The sequence below is a fragment of the Sphaerisporangium melleum genome, from assembly GCF_014646695.1.
GTDB lineage: Bacteria > Actinomycetota > Actinomycetes > Streptosporangiales > Streptosporangiaceae > Sphaerisporangium > Sphaerisporangium melleum.
This window is the reverse complement of sequence record NZ_BMNT01000052.1, coordinates 30,636-49,892: the sequence shown is the minus strand read 5'-3', so window position 1 is coordinate 49,892 and position 19,257 is coordinate 30,636. Positions and strand designations below refer to the sequence as shown.

At 69.5% G+C, this 19,257-nt stretch carries 17 protein-coding genes; 3 read left to right on the top strand and 14 right to left on the bottom strand.

What is annotated here, in order from left to right; genetic code table 11:
- Positions 1-657 precede the first annotated feature (657 nt).
- Entirely contained in the window at positions 658-1,413 is a 756-nt protein-coding gene (locus tag IEY93_RS33225; protein WP_189167136.1) for a DinB family protein, read from the bottom strand.
- A gap of 517 nt (positions 1,414-1,930) precedes the next feature.
- Positions 1,931-2,497 (bottom strand): hypothetical protein, encoded by a 567-nt coding sequence (locus IEY93_RS33220; RefSeq protein WP_189167135.1) that lies wholly within the window; start codon positions 2,495-2,497, stop codon positions 1,931-1,933.
- Between the two features lie 652 nt (positions 2,498-3,149).
- Here IEY93_RS33220 and IEY93_RS33215 point away from each other — a divergent pair.
- A complete protein-coding gene (locus IEY93_RS33215) occupies positions 3,150-3,962 on the top strand; it encodes a DUF1206 domain-containing protein (RefSeq protein ID WP_189167134.1) in 813 nt (270 codons plus the stop codon).
- Positions 3,963-4,159: 197 nt separating this feature from the next.
- On the opposite strand, the gene IEY93_RS33210 is transcribed toward IEY93_RS33215, so the two are convergent.
- Positions 4,160-4,813, bottom strand: coding sequence for a response regulator transcription factor (locus IEY93_RS33210; protein ID WP_189167133.1), 654 nt, complete (start codon positions 4,811-4,813; stop codon positions 4,160-4,162).
- Positions 4,791-5,939, bottom strand: a complete 1,149-nt coding sequence (locus tag IEY93_RS33205; RefSeq protein WP_189167132.1) for a sensor histidine kinase — start codon at positions 5,937-5,939, stop codon at positions 4,791-4,793. The genes IEY93_RS33210 and IEY93_RS33205 overlap by 23 nt, the downstream gene beginning before the upstream one ends.
- Positions 5,940-6,106: 167 nt before the next feature.
- Between IEY93_RS33205 and IEY93_RS33200 the strand changes: the two genes are divergently transcribed.
- A complete protein-coding gene (locus tag IEY93_RS33200; RefSeq protein ID WP_189167131.1) occupies positions 6,107-7,951 on the top strand; it encodes a serine hydrolase domain-containing protein in 1,845 nt (614 codons plus the stop codon).
- A 61-nt stretch (positions 7,952-8,012) separates the two neighbouring features.
- Here the strand turns inward: IEY93_RS33200 and IEY93_RS33195 are convergent, their stop codons facing one another.
- The 8 genes from IEY93_RS33195 to IEY93_RS33160 all read right to left on the bottom strand — a co-directional run bounded on the left by IEY93_RS33195 (position 8,013) and on the right by IEY93_RS33160 (position 17,050).
- A complete protein-coding gene (locus IEY93_RS33195; RefSeq protein ID WP_189167130.1) occupies positions 8,013-8,858 on the bottom strand; it encodes a hypothetical protein in 846 nt (281 codons plus the stop codon).
- Positions 8,836-9,903: a hypothetical protein gene (locus IEY93_RS33190; protein ID WP_229691680.1), complete on the bottom strand. Its 1,068-nt coding sequence runs from the start codon at positions 9,901-9,903 to the stop codon at positions 8,836-8,838. Before IEY93_RS33190 ends, IEY93_RS33195 begins: the two co-directional genes overlap by 23 nt.
- Before the next feature lie 212 nt (positions 9,904-10,115).
- The gene (locus IEY93_RS33185) at positions 10,116-12,749 is read right to left on the bottom strand and encodes a helix-turn-helix transcriptional regulator (protein WP_203968211.1); all 2,634 of its coding nucleotides are present in this window, start codon (positions 12,747-12,749) and stop codon (positions 10,116-10,118) included.
- Positions 12,750-13,084: 335 nt separating this feature from the next.
- Entirely contained in the window at positions 13,085-13,354 is a 270-nt protein-coding gene (locus IEY93_RS33180; protein WP_189167129.1) for a hypothetical protein, read from the bottom strand.
- Between the two features lie 238 nt (positions 13,355-13,592).
- Positions 13,593-14,690 carry a SagB/ThcOx family dehydrogenase gene (locus tag IEY93_RS33175; RefSeq protein WP_189167128.1) on the bottom strand — a complete coding sequence of 366 codons (1,098 nt, stop codon included), beginning with the start codon at positions 14,688-14,690 and terminating at the stop codon, positions 13,593-13,595.
- A complete protein-coding gene (locus tag IEY93_RS33170) occupies positions 14,687-15,745 on the bottom strand; it encodes an MvdC/MvdD family ATP grasp protein (protein WP_189167127.1) in 1,059 nt (352 codons plus the stop codon). Before IEY93_RS33170 ends, IEY93_RS33175 begins: the two co-directional genes overlap by 4 nt.
- A 91-nt stretch (positions 15,746-15,836) precedes the next feature.
- Complete coding sequence (locus IEY93_RS33165) at positions 15,837-15,998, bottom strand: hypothetical protein (protein WP_189167126.1); 162 nt, start codon at positions 15,996-15,998, stop codon at positions 15,837-15,839.
- 167 nt (positions 15,999-16,165) lie between these two features.
- Positions 16,166-17,050, bottom strand: a complete 885-nt coding sequence (locus IEY93_RS33160; RefSeq protein ID WP_189167125.1) for an NmrA family NAD(P)-binding protein — start codon at positions 17,048-17,050, stop codon at positions 16,166-16,168.
- A gap of 82 nt (positions 17,051-17,132) precedes the next feature.
- Between IEY93_RS33160 and IEY93_RS33155 the strand changes: the two genes are divergently transcribed.
- Complete coding sequence (locus tag IEY93_RS33155) at positions 17,133-17,696, top strand: TetR/AcrR family transcriptional regulator (RefSeq protein WP_189167124.1); 564 nt, start codon at positions 17,133-17,135, stop codon at positions 17,694-17,696.
- A 70-nt stretch (positions 17,697-17,766) separates the two neighbouring features.
- Here the strand turns inward: IEY93_RS33155 and IEY93_RS33150 are convergent, their stop codons facing one another.
- Both IEY93_RS33150 and IEY93_RS33145 read right to left on the bottom strand, forming a co-directional pair.
- The gene (locus tag IEY93_RS33150; protein ID WP_189167123.1) at positions 17,767-18,111 is read right to left on the bottom strand and encodes a hypothetical protein; all 345 of its coding nucleotides are present in this window, start codon (positions 18,109-18,111) and stop codon (positions 17,767-17,769) included.
- A 134-nt stretch (positions 18,112-18,245) separates the two neighbouring features.
- Entirely contained in the window at positions 18,246-19,235 is a 990-nt protein-coding gene (locus IEY93_RS33145) for an AraC-like ligand-binding domain-containing protein (RefSeq protein WP_189167122.1), read from the bottom strand.
- Positions 19,236-19,257 lie beyond the last annotated feature (22 nt).

Below are 19,257 nucleotides of genomic sequence, written 5' to 3'. Positions count from 1 at the left end.
TCAAGCTTGTCCCCCTGCCTGCTCTCACCACGCGAGACGTCACCGAAAACGCACTACGCGTGGCCGCTGCCAGGGGACGACTCCGTGCGGTCAAGGGGGACGATGGCATGTGGCGTAGCAGCAAGAAGTGGGTGAACGACTACCTCAAGTCGAGGCATCGTAGGTCGTGACGCATCTGAGGACGAGAAGCTACAACCACTCCTATAGTGCCTCCATCAACGGCTACTGCGGCATCGGTGGCACCGGAGTTGCCTGCCCTGTAGGTCTCACCACCGGCGAGGCGTGATCTCGTGAGAACTTCGTCGGCCTCGGGTGTGAGGCTGCCGACCTGAGGGGCCAGGGCTCAGAGTGACTTCTCTAGCGGGTGGGCCGCCCACCGGGATCAGCTTGAAGAACGGCCTACGCAGTTCGTCGCTACCGGATCGGTGGTACGGGTGTCCTCCCCGCCGGGCGTGTGGTCCAGGCGGCCGGTCCCGACGGGGAGGCACGCGCCGTCGCCGTCGGGAGCGCGGCCTGACCGGAGGGATATCCCCCGAGGGTGATCAGATCTGACGGGGCGCCGCCGTGGCGCAGGCACCAGGTGCGGAGCCGCGCCTTCACACCAGCGTCTTAAGTCGCGGCTGAGGTCATTTCCGGTCCGGTCGGGTCGGCGCCGGTTCAGGCACCGGCCTCGAGCACGGTGAGGTCACGCACCGCATAACGGTGATGCTCGGCCTCTTCCTTCAGCACGACCTTGAGGCAGCGGCGCACGACGTACTCCTGGTCGGGATATGGGTTCGCCGGTTTGCGAGCGCATACCCGATCGAGCGCGGCCTCGGTGAGCCCGTCGACGACACGCCGCATCGTGGCCATGCGAGCGAGCCGCGGCGCGAGCACTTCGTCGAGCGTCGGGGCGGCTTCGAGGGTGAGACCGAGCTTCGTCGTCGCGTCGGGCGGCATCCCGCCGTGCGGGAAGCCCAGCGGGTGGTACGGCGCTTCCTCCTCCAGCACGGCATTGCCGAGCCAGGCATCGCCGGCGAACAGCAGATGCCGTTGGGTCTCGATCAACGACCACTCGCCGTTGACCTGCTCGTGCAGCCTGGCCTCGGGCAACAGCCTGGCGCGGTCGAGTGTCGCCGCCCACATCGTCTCGATGGCATCCCAAGCAGCCCGATAGTCGTCGGGGGACGCGGCGTCACGCGCCAGCACCCGCGTAGGGTGCCGCCGGTCGAGCTCGGCCTCGACGTAGGCGGTCACGTCGACGTCGTTGACGACGAGACGCTCGAAGTCGCCACCGAGGTAGACGTCGCGCCCATAGCAGTCGACGATCTTCAGACCGCTGACCTCGCAATCGCGGATCTCCAGACCGGCAAGATTGCACAGGTGGATGCGGGCACCACGGAACTGGTCACTCTGGGCGTACTCAGCAGCCATCGGGGCAGTCTTCCGCACTCGTCCCGCCCGCGCCACCTTTGGCAATGTCGATCACGAGGACCGACCTCCGCGCCCGCCATCCTCCGGAACCCCGCTGAAGGGATCAACAGAAGGATCATGGGCGCGGATGACCGAACCCAGGCGACACGCACACGTCGTGACCTGGCTCAATAGCCTGATCGCTGACACTGAAGCGATCCGGGTCTATGGGAACGCACCCTGCTGTCGCCGTTCGTCTTGCGGACAGCCCCGCCGTCTTCCATGTGTCCTCACAGCAGGGAAGCCTTCATGGCGCACCACGGTCACGATGCCCGATCCGGGAGCGGCCTCACACACGGTGCACAGCTGCGCTGGTGAGAGGCGGGATCGTGTGCAGAGCGGCGACGGGGTTGTGCCCGCGTTCGCCAGCGCGATTCCGGACAAGCGCCCTGGGTCGGCTGTCGTCATCCTGTGGCCCGGGCACCCCGGTGCTGATGCCGCACTCAGAGGCGCCGGGCGGGGCGGATGGTCCTGTCGATCAGTAGGCGCACTGCACCACGACGTCGTCGAGATCGACCTGGGCGGCGTGCCAGTACGGCTCCCGCTGCCCCACGGCGAACCGCAGCACGACGTCGGCGCGTTGCGCCGTCCAGCTCACCGTCTGGAGTTCCCAGCCGTGGATCCAGTCCTGGGTGATCGACTTAAGTGCGATGTAGGTCCAGGTGTCGGGGTCGATCACTTCCAGGTTGAACGAGGCCCATTCTCCCCACAGCTCCGTCCAGACGCCGGCGGTGCATCGTGCGCCCGGGTGGACGGTCACCGGTGTGAGGTGGATGTTCCGCCCGAGCGCGCACCAGTCGCCCTTCGTGTAGGCCATCATGCTGGCCCAGCCACTGCCGGTACGCGGCGTGCTCGACGGGCCGCCGAACGACGGTCCGCCGCAGCCTCCGTTCACGGTGAACGTCCATCTGGACGCCGGATTGGTCGATGGCTCGAACCCGTCGGTGAGCTGCCACACCCCCGCGGACGCGGGCCCCGCAGGAACGAGCACCGCTGCGATGGCGATGACCGCCGCCATCAACGCGCGCGACAATGCTGAGCGCATGTGAACTCCCACTTCTCGGTCCGGAACCACGGAACATGGTCCACGTCGAGAGGGCGCCACTCGCGACGACACCGTCATTGTGACGGCTGCCGCAGGGGTGTCAACGAAGGACCGGCCGCATCTTTGTGGGTTCGGATATCGCTCCTGCGGACGGCCGTTCACCCAACGGCCGCCTCGAAACGGTCATGGCGGTTATCCGGCGGATGACGCGCCCGATCCAGTGATCATGGTGAACGCATATCACCGTGAATGAGAATCTTTATAAGAAGTGCTTCGGTGTGGCGGTATTCGTCAGTGTGAGACCCGACGCGGCGTACCTGGCGGGCGGCACCCGGACGGGGCGCTTGGAGTGGTGGATCACGTGCGCCTGGTCGTGGAAACCGACCGGGACCACCACTCCGGCCGGTGGTTCGCCGTGTAGCAGGCGTTCGCGCCTGTCTCGGGACCGCCGCTGCGCCGAGGGGACGGCGTCGCGTCGACTCAGCGGGAGGAGGCCGTCTCTCGACGCTGGTCGGACATCGGCCGAGAGCGCGAGGCGGTGCCATTGACCTGGAAATGTTCATATAGCGGGAAGTGGGTACGAACATCGCACGTTTGACCGACCCGGTTCGGGTCAGCTGCCAGGCTGACCTGCCATCGGAGAGGAACCGCGATGACGACCGCGAATCAGGCCGGCCGGCGGCTGGAGGGTGCGGCCCGGCGAGTGGCCCGCCACCCCGTCCTGGGGAAGCTCGCCAAGGTCGGATTCGCCGCCCGCGGCGTCCTTTACGCGATCATCGGGCTGATCGCGCTCCAGGTCGCCTTCGGCAGAGGTGGGGAGGCCGACAAGAGCAGCGCGATCCATATCGTGCGCGACGCGCCCTTCGGTGACACCCTGCTGTGGGTCATGGCCGTGGGCCTGGCCGCGTTGACGATCTGGCACATCTCGGAGGCCATCTGGGGCCGGCCCGAGGTTCATTACCGCGTCGAGTCCGTGGCCAAGGCCGCCGTCTACGCTGCGCTGGTGTTCTCGATGGTGGCCCTGCTCACCCAGAACAAGGCCGCGTCCTCGACCGACAGCCAGTCGCAGGATGCCGCCAAGGCGTTGTTCGACCTGCCCGGTGGGCAGTTCCTGGTCGCCCTGATAGCGCTCGTCTTGATCGGCTTCGGCGTGTCCTGGGTTCACGAGGGGTGGACCGGGAAGTTCATGCGGGACATGCACGTGGCCGAGCCGCTCGCCCACGGTCTCGTGGTGTACATCGGCAAGGTCGGCTATGTCGCCCGTGGCGTCATCGCTCTCGCCGCCGGCGTTCTGATCGGCCAGGCGGCCCTCACGTACGACCCTGACAAGGCGGTCGGCATCGACGGCGCGCTCAAGTCGCTTGCCGACACCCCGGCCGGTCCATGGCTGCTCGTGGTGATCGCCATCGGCTTGCTACTGTTCGCCGTCTACTGCTTCGCGGAGGCCCGCTGGCACCGGGTGTGAGCCGAATCGCCCCGCGCTGCTCACCTGGCTCTGGCGCGACCATGGCGTCCTCGACATGCGGCACCGCTTGCACCGCACTGGCATCAGCGCGGTTCCGCCGGTCGGGCATGACCGGACCGCCGGCGGCTCGGCTGGGGCCCGTCCTGTCCTATCGCCCTGACCACCGTCGACGCCAGGCCGGCCGCCCAGGGGCTGGGTCAGTCGACCAGGCCGGCGCGGTAGGCGGCGATGGCCACTTGTACGCGGTTCGTGACGGCGAGCTTGTCGAACAGGTGGGAGATGTGGCTTTTGACGGTGGCCTCGCTCATGTGCAGGCGGGCTGCGATCTCGGTGTTGGAGTGGCCGAGCCCGACTTCGGTGAGCACCTCGCGCTCGCGGACGGTCAGGGACTCCAGCCGGGCGAGCGCGTCACGGCGGCGCCGGATGGGCTGGTCGGTGGTGAGCCGGTGGATCAGCCGCCGGGTGACCCGCGGGGACAGCATCGAGTCGCCGCCGTGCGCGAGACGGATCGCCCGGATCAGGTCGTGCGGTGAGGTGTCCTTGAGCAGGAACCCGCAGGCTCCCGCCTCCAGGGCGGTGAAGACGTGCTCGTCGCTGTCGAACGTGGTGAGGATGATCACCGCGGGTGGCCGGGCGAGCCGGCGGATGGGGCCGGTGGCGGCCAGGCCGTCGTACCGGGGCATCCTGACGTCCATCAGGACGACGTCGGGCCCCAGGCGGCGGACCGCTTCGACGGCCTGACCGCCGTCCTCGGCCTCGCCTACGACCTCCACGTCGGGTGCGGACTCGATGATGAACCGCAGCCCCGCGCGGATCAGCGACTCGTCGTCAACCAGCAGTGTCCTGATCATGTGATTCCCTCGGGGGTGCGTCCGCGGCGTGCCACGGCAGCCGGCCCTCAAGACGCCAGCCTCCCGCATCGTCCGGCCCGCCGCGCACCGTTCCGCCGATCAGCCGGAATCGCTCCGCCAGGCCCACCAGGCCGACTCCGGCGCCGGTCTCCAGACTCGGCTGGGACGATCGTCCGTTGGTGACCGCGATCGTGACGCCGTCCTCCCTGCTCCCGGTCGCCGTGACCGTGACCGGGGCTCCGCGGGCGTGCTTGTGCGCATTGGTCAGGCCCTCCTGGACGAGGCGATGCGCGGCCCTGGCCGTTTCCGGGGGCCACGTGCCGATATCGCCGTGCAGGGTGACGGGCCCGCCGGCCGATACCCAGGAGTCCACCAGCCGCCGCAGGTCGGGAAAGCCGTCGTCATCGTCGGGCTCGGCGCGCAGCACGCCAAGGATCTTGCGCAGTTCTTCGAGCGCCTCCTGCGCACTGACCCTGATCAGCGCCGCTTCCCGCTCGACGCGCTCGGGCCCTGCGTTCGCGTTCACCTCCAGGCCGCCGGCGTGCAGCGAGATGAGCGTCACCTTGTGCGCGAGCACGTCGTGCATCTCCCGGGCGATCCGGCCGCGCTCGGCGGACCGCGCCTGCTCGTTGCGCAGACGCAGCTCGGTCTCGGCGCGTTCGGCGCGCTCGCGCAGCGATCGGGTCAGCTCGCGGCGGGTGGCGACGTACGCCCCGGCCGCCAGCGTGATCCCGGTGGCGGTCGCCGCCGAGATCAGCGCGTCCGTGCCCGGCCGGCCGCCGTCCACCCACTGCTGGGCCAGGAACCCCGCCATGCCGATCGCCGCCAGCGCCAGGAAACGCGTGCCCGCGCCGGAGAACAGGCTGATCAGCAGCGGCCCCGGATTGCCCGACAGCACGTACGCGCCCGCGCCGGCGACGGCCACCACGACCGGCCACCGGCTCCGGAACCACACCGCACCTGTGCCTGCCAGCCCGGCGGCGGCGATGACAGGTCGCGGCAGCGGGGCCCACGGCGTCTTGACCGCCAGGACGGTGAGGAAGAGGCAGAGCGCCACGGACGCCGCGCTGGTCGCGTGTGGCCCGAGCGCGGCCACCCGCCGTAGCGCCGCGCGGTACGACAGCATCGGTCCAGCGTAGCCAGGGCTGTGGCGCGACACCTCATACCAGGGTCGATGCCGTATGCCGGGTGATCCCCGACTTTCGTCGCAGACGCCTATGGCCGCGATGGCGATGTGGCGGCACCCTCGCCGGCCGCATCGTGGATGGCCCCGACAAGGTCAGGAGCCGTCCCGTGTACGTCTTCCGTTCGCTGCTCGTCGCGGTGTGCGCGGCGCTGATGATCCTCGTGCCGCGTCCCGCCGCGGCGGCCACCGACATGCCGGACGAACGTGCTCTGGCGGACTTCTTCGACGCCGCGATGGCGGACGGGATGGCGGCCGACCACGTGCCGGGCGCGGTCGTCTCGGTGGTGGGCGGTGGAAGGACGCTCTTCAGCAAGGGGTACGGACTGGCGGACGTCGAGAACCGCAGGCCCTTCGACCCGGACACCTCGATGGTGCGGATCGCCTCGATCACCAAGCTGTTCACCTGGACCGCGGTGATGCAGCAGGTTCAGCAGGGCAGGCTGGACCTGAAGGCGGACGTGAACCGCTACCTCACCGCGTTCCGGATCCCCGCGACCTTCCCCCGGCCGATCACGCTGCTGGACCTGATGGACCACACGGCCGGGTTCGAGGACCGCACGATCGGCGTGGGGTCGCGGAGCAAGGACGACGTGCCGCCCTTGGCCGACCAGCTCGCCGACACCATGCCCGCGCGGGTGCGCCCGCCCGGCGAGGTGTCGGCGTACTCGAACCATGGGGCGGCGCTGGCCGGATACATCGTGTCGCGGGTGAGCGGGCAGCCGTATGACGAGTACGTGCGTGACCACATCCTCGACCCGCTCGCGATGCGGCACAGTACGGCCGCCGAGCCCGTGCCCGCCTCCTTGGCCGCGGACCTGGCGCGCAGCTACGACTACGAGGACGGGGCGTATCGGCGCAAGCCGTTCGTCTTCGACAACCTCGCCCCCGACGGGTCGATCAGCGCCACCGCGAACGACATGGCCCACTTCATGATCGCCCATCTGCGGGACGGACGCTTCGGCGACCAGCGCATCCTCGACGAGCCGACGGCCCGGCTCATGCACCGGCGGACGTTCGCGGCCGATCCGCGCATCGACGGGTACGCCCACGGGTTCAAGGAGCTGACGCTCAACGGGCATCGCGTGATCATGCACGACGGCGGCTGGGAGGGCTTCCAGAGCGCGTTGCTGCTGGTGCCCGACGCCGCCCTCGGCCTGTTCGTCTCCACGAACGGTCTGGGCGGGGCCGACGCCTTAACCAAGATCATCCCTGCCTTCTTCGACCGCTTCCTGCCCGGAAAGCGTGGCGTGCCGGGCGGCGGTGCTTCCGTCAGGCCTGTCGAGGGCTTCTACAAGCCCACCCGGTCCGCCGAGACCAGCATCGAGAGGGTGGTCGCCCTGACCGGCTCCACCCGGCTGCGAGTGGAGGACGGGAAGCTCACCTTCGGGGGCAGGACGTGGAGCCCGCTGGGGCCCGGGCTGTACCAGCAGGACGGCGGCACGCAGCGGCTGGCGCTGGTGACCGGCGGGAGTGGTGCCGCGTACGTGGCCACGGACGGCCCCGCCTACCAACGCGTCCCCTGGTGGGACACCCCGCCGGTCAACGTCGTCATCGTCTCGCTGTTCGCCGTCACCGCCCTGACCGCCGTGCTCGGCCTGCCGGTGGCCGCCGTGGTCCGCCGGGCCAAGAAGCGTCCCGTTCCGCGGGTCTGGCGCGCCGGACGTGTCCTGACCGGGCTCGCCGCCGCGGTCGGACTGGTGTTCGTGGTGCTGTTCACGCTGGTCCTGGCGGGCGACACGAGCATCCTGTACGGCGTGCCGGCCAACGTTCAGCTCCTCCTGGTGCTGCCGTTGCTGGTGCTCGCACTCACCGTCGCCGCGCTCGCCACCACCGTGCGGGCCTGGCGGCACGCGGGCGTCCTGGCCCGCGTCCATCAGGTGGTCGTCCTCGCGGGACTGCTCACCCTCCTCTGGTTCTGCCAGAACTGGAACCTACTCGGCCGGCACCTGTGACGTACCGCTGCCCTATCCGCGCGAATGTGGGCTGGGCTCCTTATGAACGCACTCCGACTGCTCAATCGTGCTGCAGGGCCTGCACGAGGTCGGCGGCGAGGAGAGAGGTCGCCAAGGCGACGGTCTCAGGTTCGCCGATGCCCTCTTCCGCCCGTCCCGCCATCCTCGCCCCGAGAGCATCGGGTCCCTGTGCGAACAGCTTGGCCAGGTGCTCAATGGCCTCGCTAGTGGTTTCGCTGCTGATGGAGTCGCGCTGTAGGACGTTGAAGACGGCGGCGAGTTCGGAGGTGTCGGCGTCGATCAGGATGCGGTATATGTCATGGGCGTCCTTGTCGTTCAACCGATGTGGAGCGGATATGTGACGTTCAGAGATCTTGTGGAGCTTTGCCACCAGCAATGCTGCGGGTCCTGCGACCCTGACTCGATATGCACGGTCGTCGTCGGGGTCAAGTGCCGCGACGTCCATGACCGAATTGTCGATGACGGCAGCTTCGAGACCTCTGGCACGTCGGGTAGCACGTCGATCGTGTGGGGGAATTCGAGCTCCTCGTGTGTTCTTCGTACCTGGGCCTGCGAGAGCTTCGGGCACCATCAGATCGACAGGGATGCCTTCGGCGTTCAGCCATGCGCCAGGTTGTCCGTCGGCGGGGTCGCGGTAGAACCCCGCGCGGCTCATGGATCGCTCCAGAAGGGGTTCATCTTCCAGCACCCTCGGATCGAGCGCGAGATCGCTGTCCTTGGTCGTCTCGGCCAGTGCTACAGGGCTGCGCATGGTGCGCAGGTAGACGGCCTGCGCACCGATCACGATCACAGCGTCGCGATGGGCGTCCAAAGCGCTCAGCGCATCAAGGAGCGCGAAGCGGGAGCGGACGAGGATGTCGCCCCTATCTACGCCAGGACGATTCATTTCGAGTCATCCATTCGATGAGTTCTTCGGCTTCTGCGGGACTGCGTCCAGGACCTGTCATCAGATCGACGGCGACCTGGGATGGCGCTGCTATGACGAGACCGGAGGTGTCGGCGAGCGTGCGCGTGAAGACGACGTCGACTTCGGGCTCGGCCAACATCACATTCGCTCCGGCATCGGCAGGGCGGAGGTCCCAGAGCTGCGCTGATCGCTCGGCGTCCGATGTATAGATCATGGCAGAGCGGGCGGGGGCATAGGGGGCCCATGTGGCCGCAGCCAGGGTTCCGGTTACGGCGTATTGAACCGCACTCTCCGCCGCCTTCTGCGCGAGGCTTGTCAGCCCTCTCGGGGATATCCAGCGGGTTATACGACTATTCCGGACGAACCCGTAGTCCTCGCTCCACCGCCTCAGCAGCGCAACCCAGTCAGGTACGACGACTGCGCCCGAACTGATCCGCGTCGCGAGATCTTCGGTCTCAAGGAACTCGATCACTCGATATGCCGACCCGGTGGAAACGCCGGCGATTTCGACCAACTCGCGAATCGCCCAGGATCTGTCGTGATCTAGCAGCGCACGCACGACCTTGGCCGCGGGAGCGCCCTTCAACGTTCCGCGCGGTCTTCCAGGACCGCGCCAGGGGTCGTGGTCGGCCCCTCGGTCCGCGATATACAACCCGGGCCGAGGTACGCTCACGCGTACGTTGCCTGTCACGTCTATGTAGGACAGGCCGGCACCGGAGAGTCGCTCACGTACCGGCGGTGACAGGTACCTGGACACCACGACCCCACCACTACCTGCAATGGCTTCCGAGTGGTCGCCGAGTTGCTCGACCAGTGTGGCGACATCACGCCTTTCCACTAGGCGTTTGACCTCTACCACTAGCACGACCGAGGTCCCGTCTGGTGCTGTCACTTCCCAGAGCGCGTCGAAACGGGCGGCGCGAGCGCTGCGGCTGAGCGACTGGATACCCCATCCGATCGGCAATCGATCTCGTAGCACAGCCATCCCGGCCGCTAGGACTTCAGCCTCCTTCTGCGGCCGCACTTTTGACCCCACCTGGTCAGCCCCCTTCGCCGTTCGGAGAACACCCTACCTCCGTCGCCGACGGAGGATAGGCATTTCCTGAACGGAGACCATCCGGCGGTGCTCGTGTCGTGGATCTTCTGGGGTCGACGATGTCCGCCTGGTCGTTCCTGGTCATCCGGGGGATGCTCCCGGGCTATCGGGTGGTGAGCGCACCGGGAGCCCCTCCGGGGTCAGTCTGGCTTGTGGCCGAGCCGGCCGGTCAGTTCGCGGCGGTTCGTGACGCCGAGCTTCGCGTAGACGCGCTGCAGGTGGTTGTCCACGGTCCTGACGGAGATCGTCAGCTTGGCCGCGATGTCCTTGCTGAACATCCCCTCGGCGGCCAGGGCCGCGATCTCCCGTTCCCTGGCCGTGAGCGGTACGGCCGCGTCGGCCGCCTGGAGCATGGGCGTGCACGCGCCTTCGCACAGAGCCGCGCCGGCGGCCGCCCGCGCGGCGGCGGCGGTGGCCTGCCGGGGGTTGCCGGAACGGCGCCACAGCTCGGCTGCCGCGCTCGCCGCCTCCGCCGCGAGCAGGTTCGCCCCCATCCGGTCGAAGTCCGCGGCCACTGCCGTCAGGCCGTCCCGGTCACCAGCGGCCAGCGCGGCCGCCAGCCGTGCTCGCGCGGCGGTGAAGGGCCCCGCGGTCCGCGCGAGTTCCGCGAGACGGCCGGCCACCTCCGCCGCGACGCCGAGCCGCGCGAGATCCGTCAGGAGCATGGTCTCGGAGGAGAACTGCTCTCGCTCGCGGGCCTCGGCGGCAGCCGCCCTGAGCACCGTCCTGGCCGCCTCCTGGTCTCCCAGCGCCACGTGCGTCCACGCCTCGCCGAGCCGCTCCTCGGGTACGTGCACCGGCGCCGCCATGCCGGCGTGCTCGGCGAGGGCGGCCTTCGCCGCGCGTACGTCACCCTGCAGGGCAGCGGCCGCGGCGAGCCCGGCGAGGGCGAGCGGACGGAGGATCACCGCCTGGGGGCGGGTGTCGCGCACGATCTCCGCATACCACCGGCGCGCCGAGGCGGGACGGCCGGCCATCAAGGCGTTGCGGGCGAGCGGGAAGACCAGGAGCGTACGCTGCCACCCGGTGGGCGCCGCACCTGGGTCGGTGTAGGCGCGCTCCGCGGTGACGCGTGCCTCCTCCAGGCGTCCGCTCTCGGTCAGGGCCAGGACCAGGGCGGACAGCGCGGCCGCCTCCTGCGGGGCGTGGCCTCTGCCCGCCGCCCTCGCCTCCACGCACAGGGTCACGGCGCGTTCGGCCCAGTGCACCGCTTCCTCGCTGCGGGCGAGAAAGGAGAGCGCACTGGCCCTCGTCGCGGCGGCGGCCGTCCACGTCGCCACGCCCGCGATGTCACCGGCCGGCGGCTCCCCGTCAGGCATGCCGTCGAGCAGGTCGATGCTCTCGCTGTGGTGGCCCAGGCTGGAGAGCATGTTGGCTTCGTTCACGCGCAGCGCCCACCGTCCGGCGGCGCTCGTGACGCGGTCGCGCGCCGCGTCGTTCGTGGCGACGGCCTCCTCGCGGGTCACGCCGCGGGCCCAGATGAGATTGCGGGTGCGCGCCAGCGCCACCGCGAGCGCGCGGCTCTCCGTGGTGGCCCACCTGTCGGCCCGGCACAGCATGGCCTCGGCCTCCTGCGGCCGCCCCAGTTCCGACAGCGTGCGGCCGAGCAGGAGCAGCGCCGGGAAGGTGCGCGCGTTCTCGGGGATCGCCTGGAGGAAGTCGAGCACGCGGGCATGGTCGTCGCCGTACGCGGCGAGCTGGGCGGCCTGCAGGAGGAGGGCAGGGTCGGCGGTGCCGGTGCCGGCGAGCCGGTAGGAGGCCAGGCGCATGGCGTCCTCCCGGCGTCGAGCACCGGTCTGTTCCAGCCGGTCCGCGAGCTCGCGCAGCATCTCGCGGCGCCGCCCCTCGGGGATGCCGGCGGGCAGCACCTCCGCGTACAGAGGGTGGGCCAGGCGGGCGTACGTGCGCCGTCCCTCCCGTACGACGGTGACGAGTTCGGCTCGCTCCAGCTCGTCCAGGACGTCGGTGCCGGGGTTGCTTTCCAGGTCGGCCACGGACACCGAGCCGCACAGCGCGAGGAGGTCGAGGAGGCGGCGGCTGCACGGCGCCACCGTCGCGAGCCGGCGGCGGATCAGGTCGGTGAGGCGGCGGGTGACCGGAAGGAACTCGGTGGTGGCCAGCTGCCAGATCTCCCCGTCGTTCGTCAGCCGGCCTTCGGCCAGCGCGCCGCGTACCAGCTCTCGCAGATAGAGCGGATTGCCGCCGCTCGCGGCGTGTAATCGGTCGACGGTCTCGCGGTGGACGTGCCCGGCCAGGCCGTGCTGGAGCAACTCGTGCACCTGCCGCCAGGTCAACGGCGCGAGGTCGGCGTGGTGGACGGCATCGCCCCGCCCGAGCGTCGCGACGCTCTCTTCGGACGAGGCGTCCGAGCGCACCGTGCCCATCAGGAAGACGGCGCCGGTCTCCATGAGCTGGCGCAGCAGCAGGGCGGAGGCGGTGTCGAGCAGGTGCAGGTCATCGATGAGCAGGACGAGGTTGGCCGTTGCGCTGTAGGCCCGTGACATGAGCCGGACCGCCGTTGCGAAACCCGCGACGGGATCCGACAGGTCCACGCCGTCCGGTAGCAGGTGGGCTATCGCACCGAGGGGGATCTCGGCCGCCGCGCAGGTCGCGACCGCGCGAGCGACGGCGTGTCCCCGCTGGGCGGCGACGGCCAGGCATTCCTCCGCCAGCCTTGTTTTGCCGACGCCGGGCTCTCCGAAGATCAGGAAACCGTGGTAACCGGTTTCGTCGAGGGCGGCCTCGAACGCCTTCAGTTCCGTGTCACGTCCCACTAAGGACCATCGTCTCGGCACCATCTCAGCCGTCGCCACCGCGGCTTTCTCCTTTCGCTGGACAATCGGGTGCGTTGTACGGAGCCGGCCGCGTCGGCGGGGCCGGTCGGAGACGCCTCCTGATTGTCCGACGGGAGCCGACGGCAGGGGGAGAGGAAGGTGCGAAAATCCGCACATCGGTGATGAGCCGTTTGTGACGACCGCGGCCCACGGCACGGCGGGCGAGGCCCTCGAACGTGACGGACCGTGCGTTCGCTACCGGAATCGCCGGAGTGGCATGCGCACATGCCGTGGCGCCGCCGTGACTCAGGCGGGCACTGACGCGCTCACGGCGTTCACCGGCGGAGTGTCCGCGCCATCCGCTTCGCCGACGCCGGCAGCCGGAGGACCGCGGCCAGGCCGGAGATGGCGATCGATCCGGTGGTCGGCTGGGCGACCAGACCGTGCGGGAGCTGCAGCCCGGCCGGCGCGGCGGTGGTGAAGGCGAGGGACGTCGCGGCGTTGTACCGGCCCCGTAGTGCTTCGGGAGCGAGGTCGTTGATCAGAGGCCGCAGGGCCGGGAACGGGATGGTCTCGCCGATGCCGACCAGCCTGGCCGCGCACACGCGGCCGGCGCGCCGACGCCCGCCGGCCCGGCCGTTCCTACGGCGACCCCGCGCGCATCGTGGGGATAGGTGATCATGGTCATGCCGGTGCCCGCCGCGGACAGGGCGTGCGGAACGAGCGTCGCCCCGGCGGATCGCGGCAGCCGCGGGACCAGGTCCATGCGCGAACCTCCCCAGAACGGCCGGCTCCGCGTACGTGAAGAGGTCCTGCTCCTGCGGCTTGCCAGGGGCCCGCCGGTCACGGAGCCGTGTCGTCGGGGATGGACGGTGTCGTGCCGCGGGGATGGCCGAGCGCGGTGACGCCGAGCACGATCTCGGACATGGGGTCACAGCCGACGAGCGCTTCGAGTTCCTCGTCGCGGACGGCCGTGGCGAAGACGCCGCCCAGGCCCATCGCCGTCGCGGTCAGCAGCACGGTCTGGCTGACGTGGCCGAGTCCGAGCGAGATGTCCCGGTAGGCGCGAGCGGCCTCGTAGCGCCACTGGCTTCGCTCGATCATCGCCGTGTAGATGAGCAGCACGGGAGCCGTGGCCAGCCAGGACTGGCCGCCCAGCGCCGACACCAGCCTCTCGCGGGAAGGCGCGTCCCCCGTCCGCGTCACCCCGTGGGCCGATGGCGAGAAGTGGTACATCGCCGGTTCGAGACCGCCCGCCACGTTGCCCGCGTACAGGTAGATCTCGATGGGGTCGCGTGCCCCCGCCGAGGGGCTGGCCTTGAAGACGTTGTGCCCGAATTCCGGGTCGTCGCGGAAGGCGATGATGCCGCCGGCGACCGTCAGGATGGCCGCCAGGTCATCGAGATCAACGGGTTCGTCGAGGTAGGCCCGCGTTGAGCGCCGTCTCCACAGGGCGTCGATCAGCCGCGGGTGGGGCCAGCCGGCATCGCCGGGGGGCTGCTCGCGGAGCGCGATCAGGGGCCGGCCCGCGGTCGGCTTGAACGGCGGCGGGGCGGGGGAGGCGCCGACCTTCGCGCGGGTTCTGGCCTTGTCCTCCCCGGCGGTCAGGATCCTGCTGCCGGACCGCGCGCGGGTCGCGAAGTGGAAGTAAGCAGCGGGTGGACCCCACACACCCCATCGGCTTTTGAAGTCGTTCTGCCGGTCATGCCGGGCTGAGCCCTCGGCGATGAGGAGCCCGGACTCCAGCAGCCGCTCCGCGATCGGGACGAGCGGGGTGCCGAGCCGTTCGACGCTGCTCAGCTCGCGCCACTCCCGAAACCACCACAGGACGCGCGAGCTGTCCTCCGTCAGGGCGAACTGCTGCTGATGCAGGTAGTCGTCCCAGACCAGTCTCCCGTCGTCCCAGTAGAGCACCGCGTGCTCGGCGACGCGCACCCTCATGACGAGATCCCCTCGAAGGCGTTGATCAGAAAGTCGCACACGGCCGTGGAGACGGGTTTTCCCGCGAGGTGGTGTTCCAGCCACAACCAGTCGAACGCGGGATTCACCTCGAGGAACACATGACCCCCCGGTGTCTCGAGAAGGTCGAACGCCGCCAGCTGGAGATTCCACTGCTCGCTGAGCAGGGTGAGCGGCCCGGTCAGCTCCGGCGGCATCGGGACCTGCTCGATCGACACGTCGGAGATGTTCAGCCGCTCGACGTCCATGGACCGCTTGCCCAGCCGAAAGGCGATGAACGCACCGTCGGCCCAATGAATGCGCAGCTCCGCGCTGGACGGGACGAAATCCTGGATCAGCACCGGTGCGGATTCCACCGTCCGGTCGCCGGTCAGCTCGGCCCGGGTCACGCGCCGGGGGAACAGCCCGACCGCGTTGCCGGGGGTCTCCTCGATCAGATGCTCACCCAGGCTCTTCAGCACCAGATCACCGGATCCGGGGATCAGATCGGGCGCGCGGCCCGGGCAGGTGGTGACCACGCCGGCGGGAACCCGCAGCCCCGCCCTCCGGGCCGCCGCGAGCTGCGCCGTCCGGCTCGGCCGCCACCGTCCGGTCGATCGGTTGACCATGACGACGTCCGTGGGCGGCTGCATGCCCTCCGCCCACGCGCCCCACTGCTCCTGTACATAGTGAGCGATCGCGTCCGGCGCCGGAGCGTCGATGGAACTCGCCGAGAAGTACCGCGACCAGTGGACCTTGGGCCGGAACCGTTCGCCGCCCAGACGGACGACCCCGTCGAAGACGTCCCAGACCAGCTCGGTTCCCGCGCAACGGTCGCTGTCGATTCTCAGCAGAGGTATCCCCGCCGCCGCCAGACGCAGGGAGATGTAGTCGGCCTCGCGGTCGTCGGCACGCGTGAGGATCATGACGCACGGCATGCAGTCGTCGTCATATCGTGCGGGCCGGCCCACGAGCGACTGGAAATCGAAGGACTGTGCGGACAGTGCGGCCTTGAACGTCTGCCTGCTCAACAGGAGGGGCACATCGGCTTGCGCCATCAACGGCTCCATTCGCGAAGCGCGTGTGGGCCGGCGGGGGAACCCGCCGGCCCACACGCCCGTCATCGGTCAGGCGGATCCATCACCTACCTCAGCAGTGCGTCTTGTTGCACGGGTGCATGGTGGTGGTGAGGTACCTGCTCGCGTAGGCCGTGAAGGTGGCGTTCTCCACGGCCGCCCACTCCTCCAGCAGTTCCCGCCCCTCGCTGTCGGAGATCTCCAGTACCTGCTTGGCCATGTCCTGCACCGTCATCTCGGTGCCTCCTCCCGTTCGGGGACCGACTCTTGCCTCATCAGCATCGGCAATCGGTGGCATGCGCAGGTAGAGCAGTCGCTACTCATCCGGCCGGCCCGGCACTACTCACGAGGAGTGAGTGCCGGACCCGGGATGAGCAGGTCGCGGGTGGTCCGTCGCCGGCGTCAGGACGTCCGGGCGTCCACGGCGGGCTTGAGCACTTCCCTGCACCAAGTGCGGAAGTCCGTTGGTGTGGGCTCGGCGGTCGCCCAGTCGGCGTCGTAGATGCCGTGGTCCTGCGCGGTGAACGCCTCGGTCAGGTCCTTGACGGTCTGGTCGCCTGCGCCTCGGGAGCGGAGGAGCGAGGCGTAGGCGTCCATGCTCATGCGACGGTAGGTGACCGGACGCCCGAGTTCCCGGCCGATCACTTCGGCCATGCCGTCGGGGGTCAGCCGGTCGGGCCCGAACACGGGGAGGTTCTCCTGCCCGGTCCAGGACAGGTCGGTGAGCAGCCTGGCGGCGGTGCCGGCGATGTCCCGGGTCGCGATCAACGCCAGCGGCAGGTCACCCGCACAGGTCAGGGAGAACGCGCCGTGTCCGCGGATGGCATCGAGTTGCCCGAGGAGGTTCTCCATGTAGAAGGGCATGCACAACGCCCGGTACGCGGCGCCGGATCTGCCGAGTTCCTCGTCCATCGCGAAGGCCGCGGACAGGACGCCGGCCGGGGCCGGCCAGCCGTGCCCGGCGCTGGAGACCCCGATGACGTGGCCGACCCCGTGGCGGGCGACGGCAGCGGCGCCCGCCCGGGCGAAGTCGAGATAGTGCTCCTCGGCGCTCGGCGCCTGGGGGTTCGGCGGGACGAGCAGGAACAGCGCCTTGGCGCCGGTCAGTGCCTTGTCGAGCACGACGGGGTCGTCGTGGGAGCCCTCGATGCTCTCGACCCGCCGGCGGACCGTGTGGTCCAGACGTGCGGCGTCTCGGACGATGACCCGGACCTTCTCGTCCTGGTCGAGCAGCCGACGGACCAGCCGGCTGCCGATCTGTCCTGTCGGTGTGGTGACGACGATCATTGATCCCCCTTATTCGGAACCTGAACTCCGGTTCCGAATGTAGCGACGGCGTTCGCGCGTCGTCAACTAAGGTGGGGTGACCATGACCGCTCCCGAACGCTCGCTGCGTGCCGACGCCCGGCGCAACCGCGAGGCCGTCCTCGACGCCGCCGCCCGGCTGTTCGCCCAGCGAGGCGACGCCGTGCAGATGGACGAGATCGCCGAGCGCGCCGGGGTGGGAGTCGGCACCCTCTACCGGCACTTCGCCGACAAACGTGCCCTGCTCGCGGCGATCATCGGCCGCAGGTTCGAGGCGATGACCGCCCTCGCCCGCACCGCCGACGAGGCCCGGGATCCCTGGGTGGCGTTCGAGACGCTGCTCTACGGCTATCTGGAGTCCGCGGAGGGCGACGCCGCGTTCCGTTTCGCGGTCCTTGGCGCCGAAGAGCCGAGGTGGCAGGACATCGCCGCCGAGAAGACGGACCTGTCGGCGATCATCGAACGCATCGTGGGGCGGGCCGTCGAGGCGGGCCGGCTCCGCGCGGACTTCCGTGCCGGTGACTTCGTCCTCATCGCCCGTGGCGCCATGGCCAACATGACCGGGGCCGATGACTGGCGCAGGCACGTCACGCTTGTGCTCCAGGGCATCCGCGGCCCCGAACGCTGACCATCGCTGTCGTCCAGGCGGCCCGGACGACAGCGAGAGCGGCGGCAGGTTCAGCGCTGTCGAGGTGCGACTACAGGCACCATGACGCCTTCTGGGCAGATAGGAACAATGTCGTGGCCGGCTTGCCGCTGACATCCCGGGTCTGCGCCGCGCAGAAGTAGGTCTTGGAGCCGTCGTTGTACTGGACGTACCCGGTCCAGCTGCCGGACGTGAGCGTCGTCGCGTTCCTCGAAGGGGTGAAGTTCGTGGTTCCCGCGGCGTTCCGGGAGAGGACGGTGCCGTCTTGGAACCTGAGGAGCAACGGGCTGGAGAGCACCGTCTGGGAATTCGCCGACGCCGCGGCCGGAATGGAGAGCAAGCCGGCGGCCATGCCCGCGGTCGCGAGCGCGCCGGCCAGTGTCGCCCTGATATTCATAGGCTTTCCTCTCTGCTTTGGTCCGCTTTCGAGCAATATGTGCAGGCCCTGACGAGAGGATGGCACAGCTGAATATGTTTCTCATTGACCGTGCGTGCCAACCGATTGGCGATGCGTGCCCGGAGTGCTCGGCATCAGGTGAGTGAGGGCCGGCGGAAGTGCAGAGCCTGTCCGCGGTACTCGTTGGGAGAGACGCCATAGGCGGCGCGGAACATACGGCTGAAGCGGGCGGAGTCGGTGATCCCCCAATGCGCGGCGAGCGCCCGGATGGAGCGATGGAGGAGAGCGGGATCGCCCAGATCGCGCCGGCAGCGCTCGAGGCGGCGCTGCCGGATCCAGGCGGATAACGTCAGCTCCTCGCCTTCGAAGAGCCGATGCAGGTGGCGGACGGAGATCTGGCAGGCGATGGAGATGCTCTCCGGTGACAGGTGAGGGTCACCGAGGTGCTGCTCGATGTAGGTGCGCACTTTCAGCTGGAGAGTGCGACGGTGTGTCTCCGGCGGCACCGCGCGGTCGCGTTCCAGGTGGTGGGCGCACAACGTGGTGACGAGATCGATGATGATCGAGCCCAGCCGCGGGCCGTCCGCCGCCGTGTAGACGCCGGTGTCGGCGGCCATCCGCCTGAGGTGACCGGTCAGGAGGGCGCCGAGGCCCTCGCGCCCCGCCAGGGGCCGGACCATGAGATCACGGATTCCCTTCTCCGGCAGCGGCAGGACGGACCGGGGAAACTGCACCATGACGCCCTGGATCATGGTGGTCGCCGGGGCCGTCCACCCTTGCCAAGGGCGCGAGGTGTCGTAGAGCAGCAGTTCGCCGGGGGCGACCGTCGTGTCCCGGCCGCTCTGCACGATCCGCTGGCTGCCCGTCCAGGCGACCATGAGCTGGAGTTCCTCGGGATCGGACCGCCGGATCAGCTTGGCGGGGCGGTACGTCTCCAACGGCGGGTAGCTCAGCGCGGTGAGCTGGACCATGCCGAGATTCTGCAGCCGCGCCTCTGCCCGGAAGTCCGCCGCGTGGTCGCTGCGGATGGCGTTGGGAACCAGTGCGTCGTTCGCCATCTCGCACCAGGCCGTGAACCGATCGGCCACCGGCAGGTCGCTCGTCCTGAACCCGATCACCGCCATGAATCCCCCTTGCGTTCTCAGC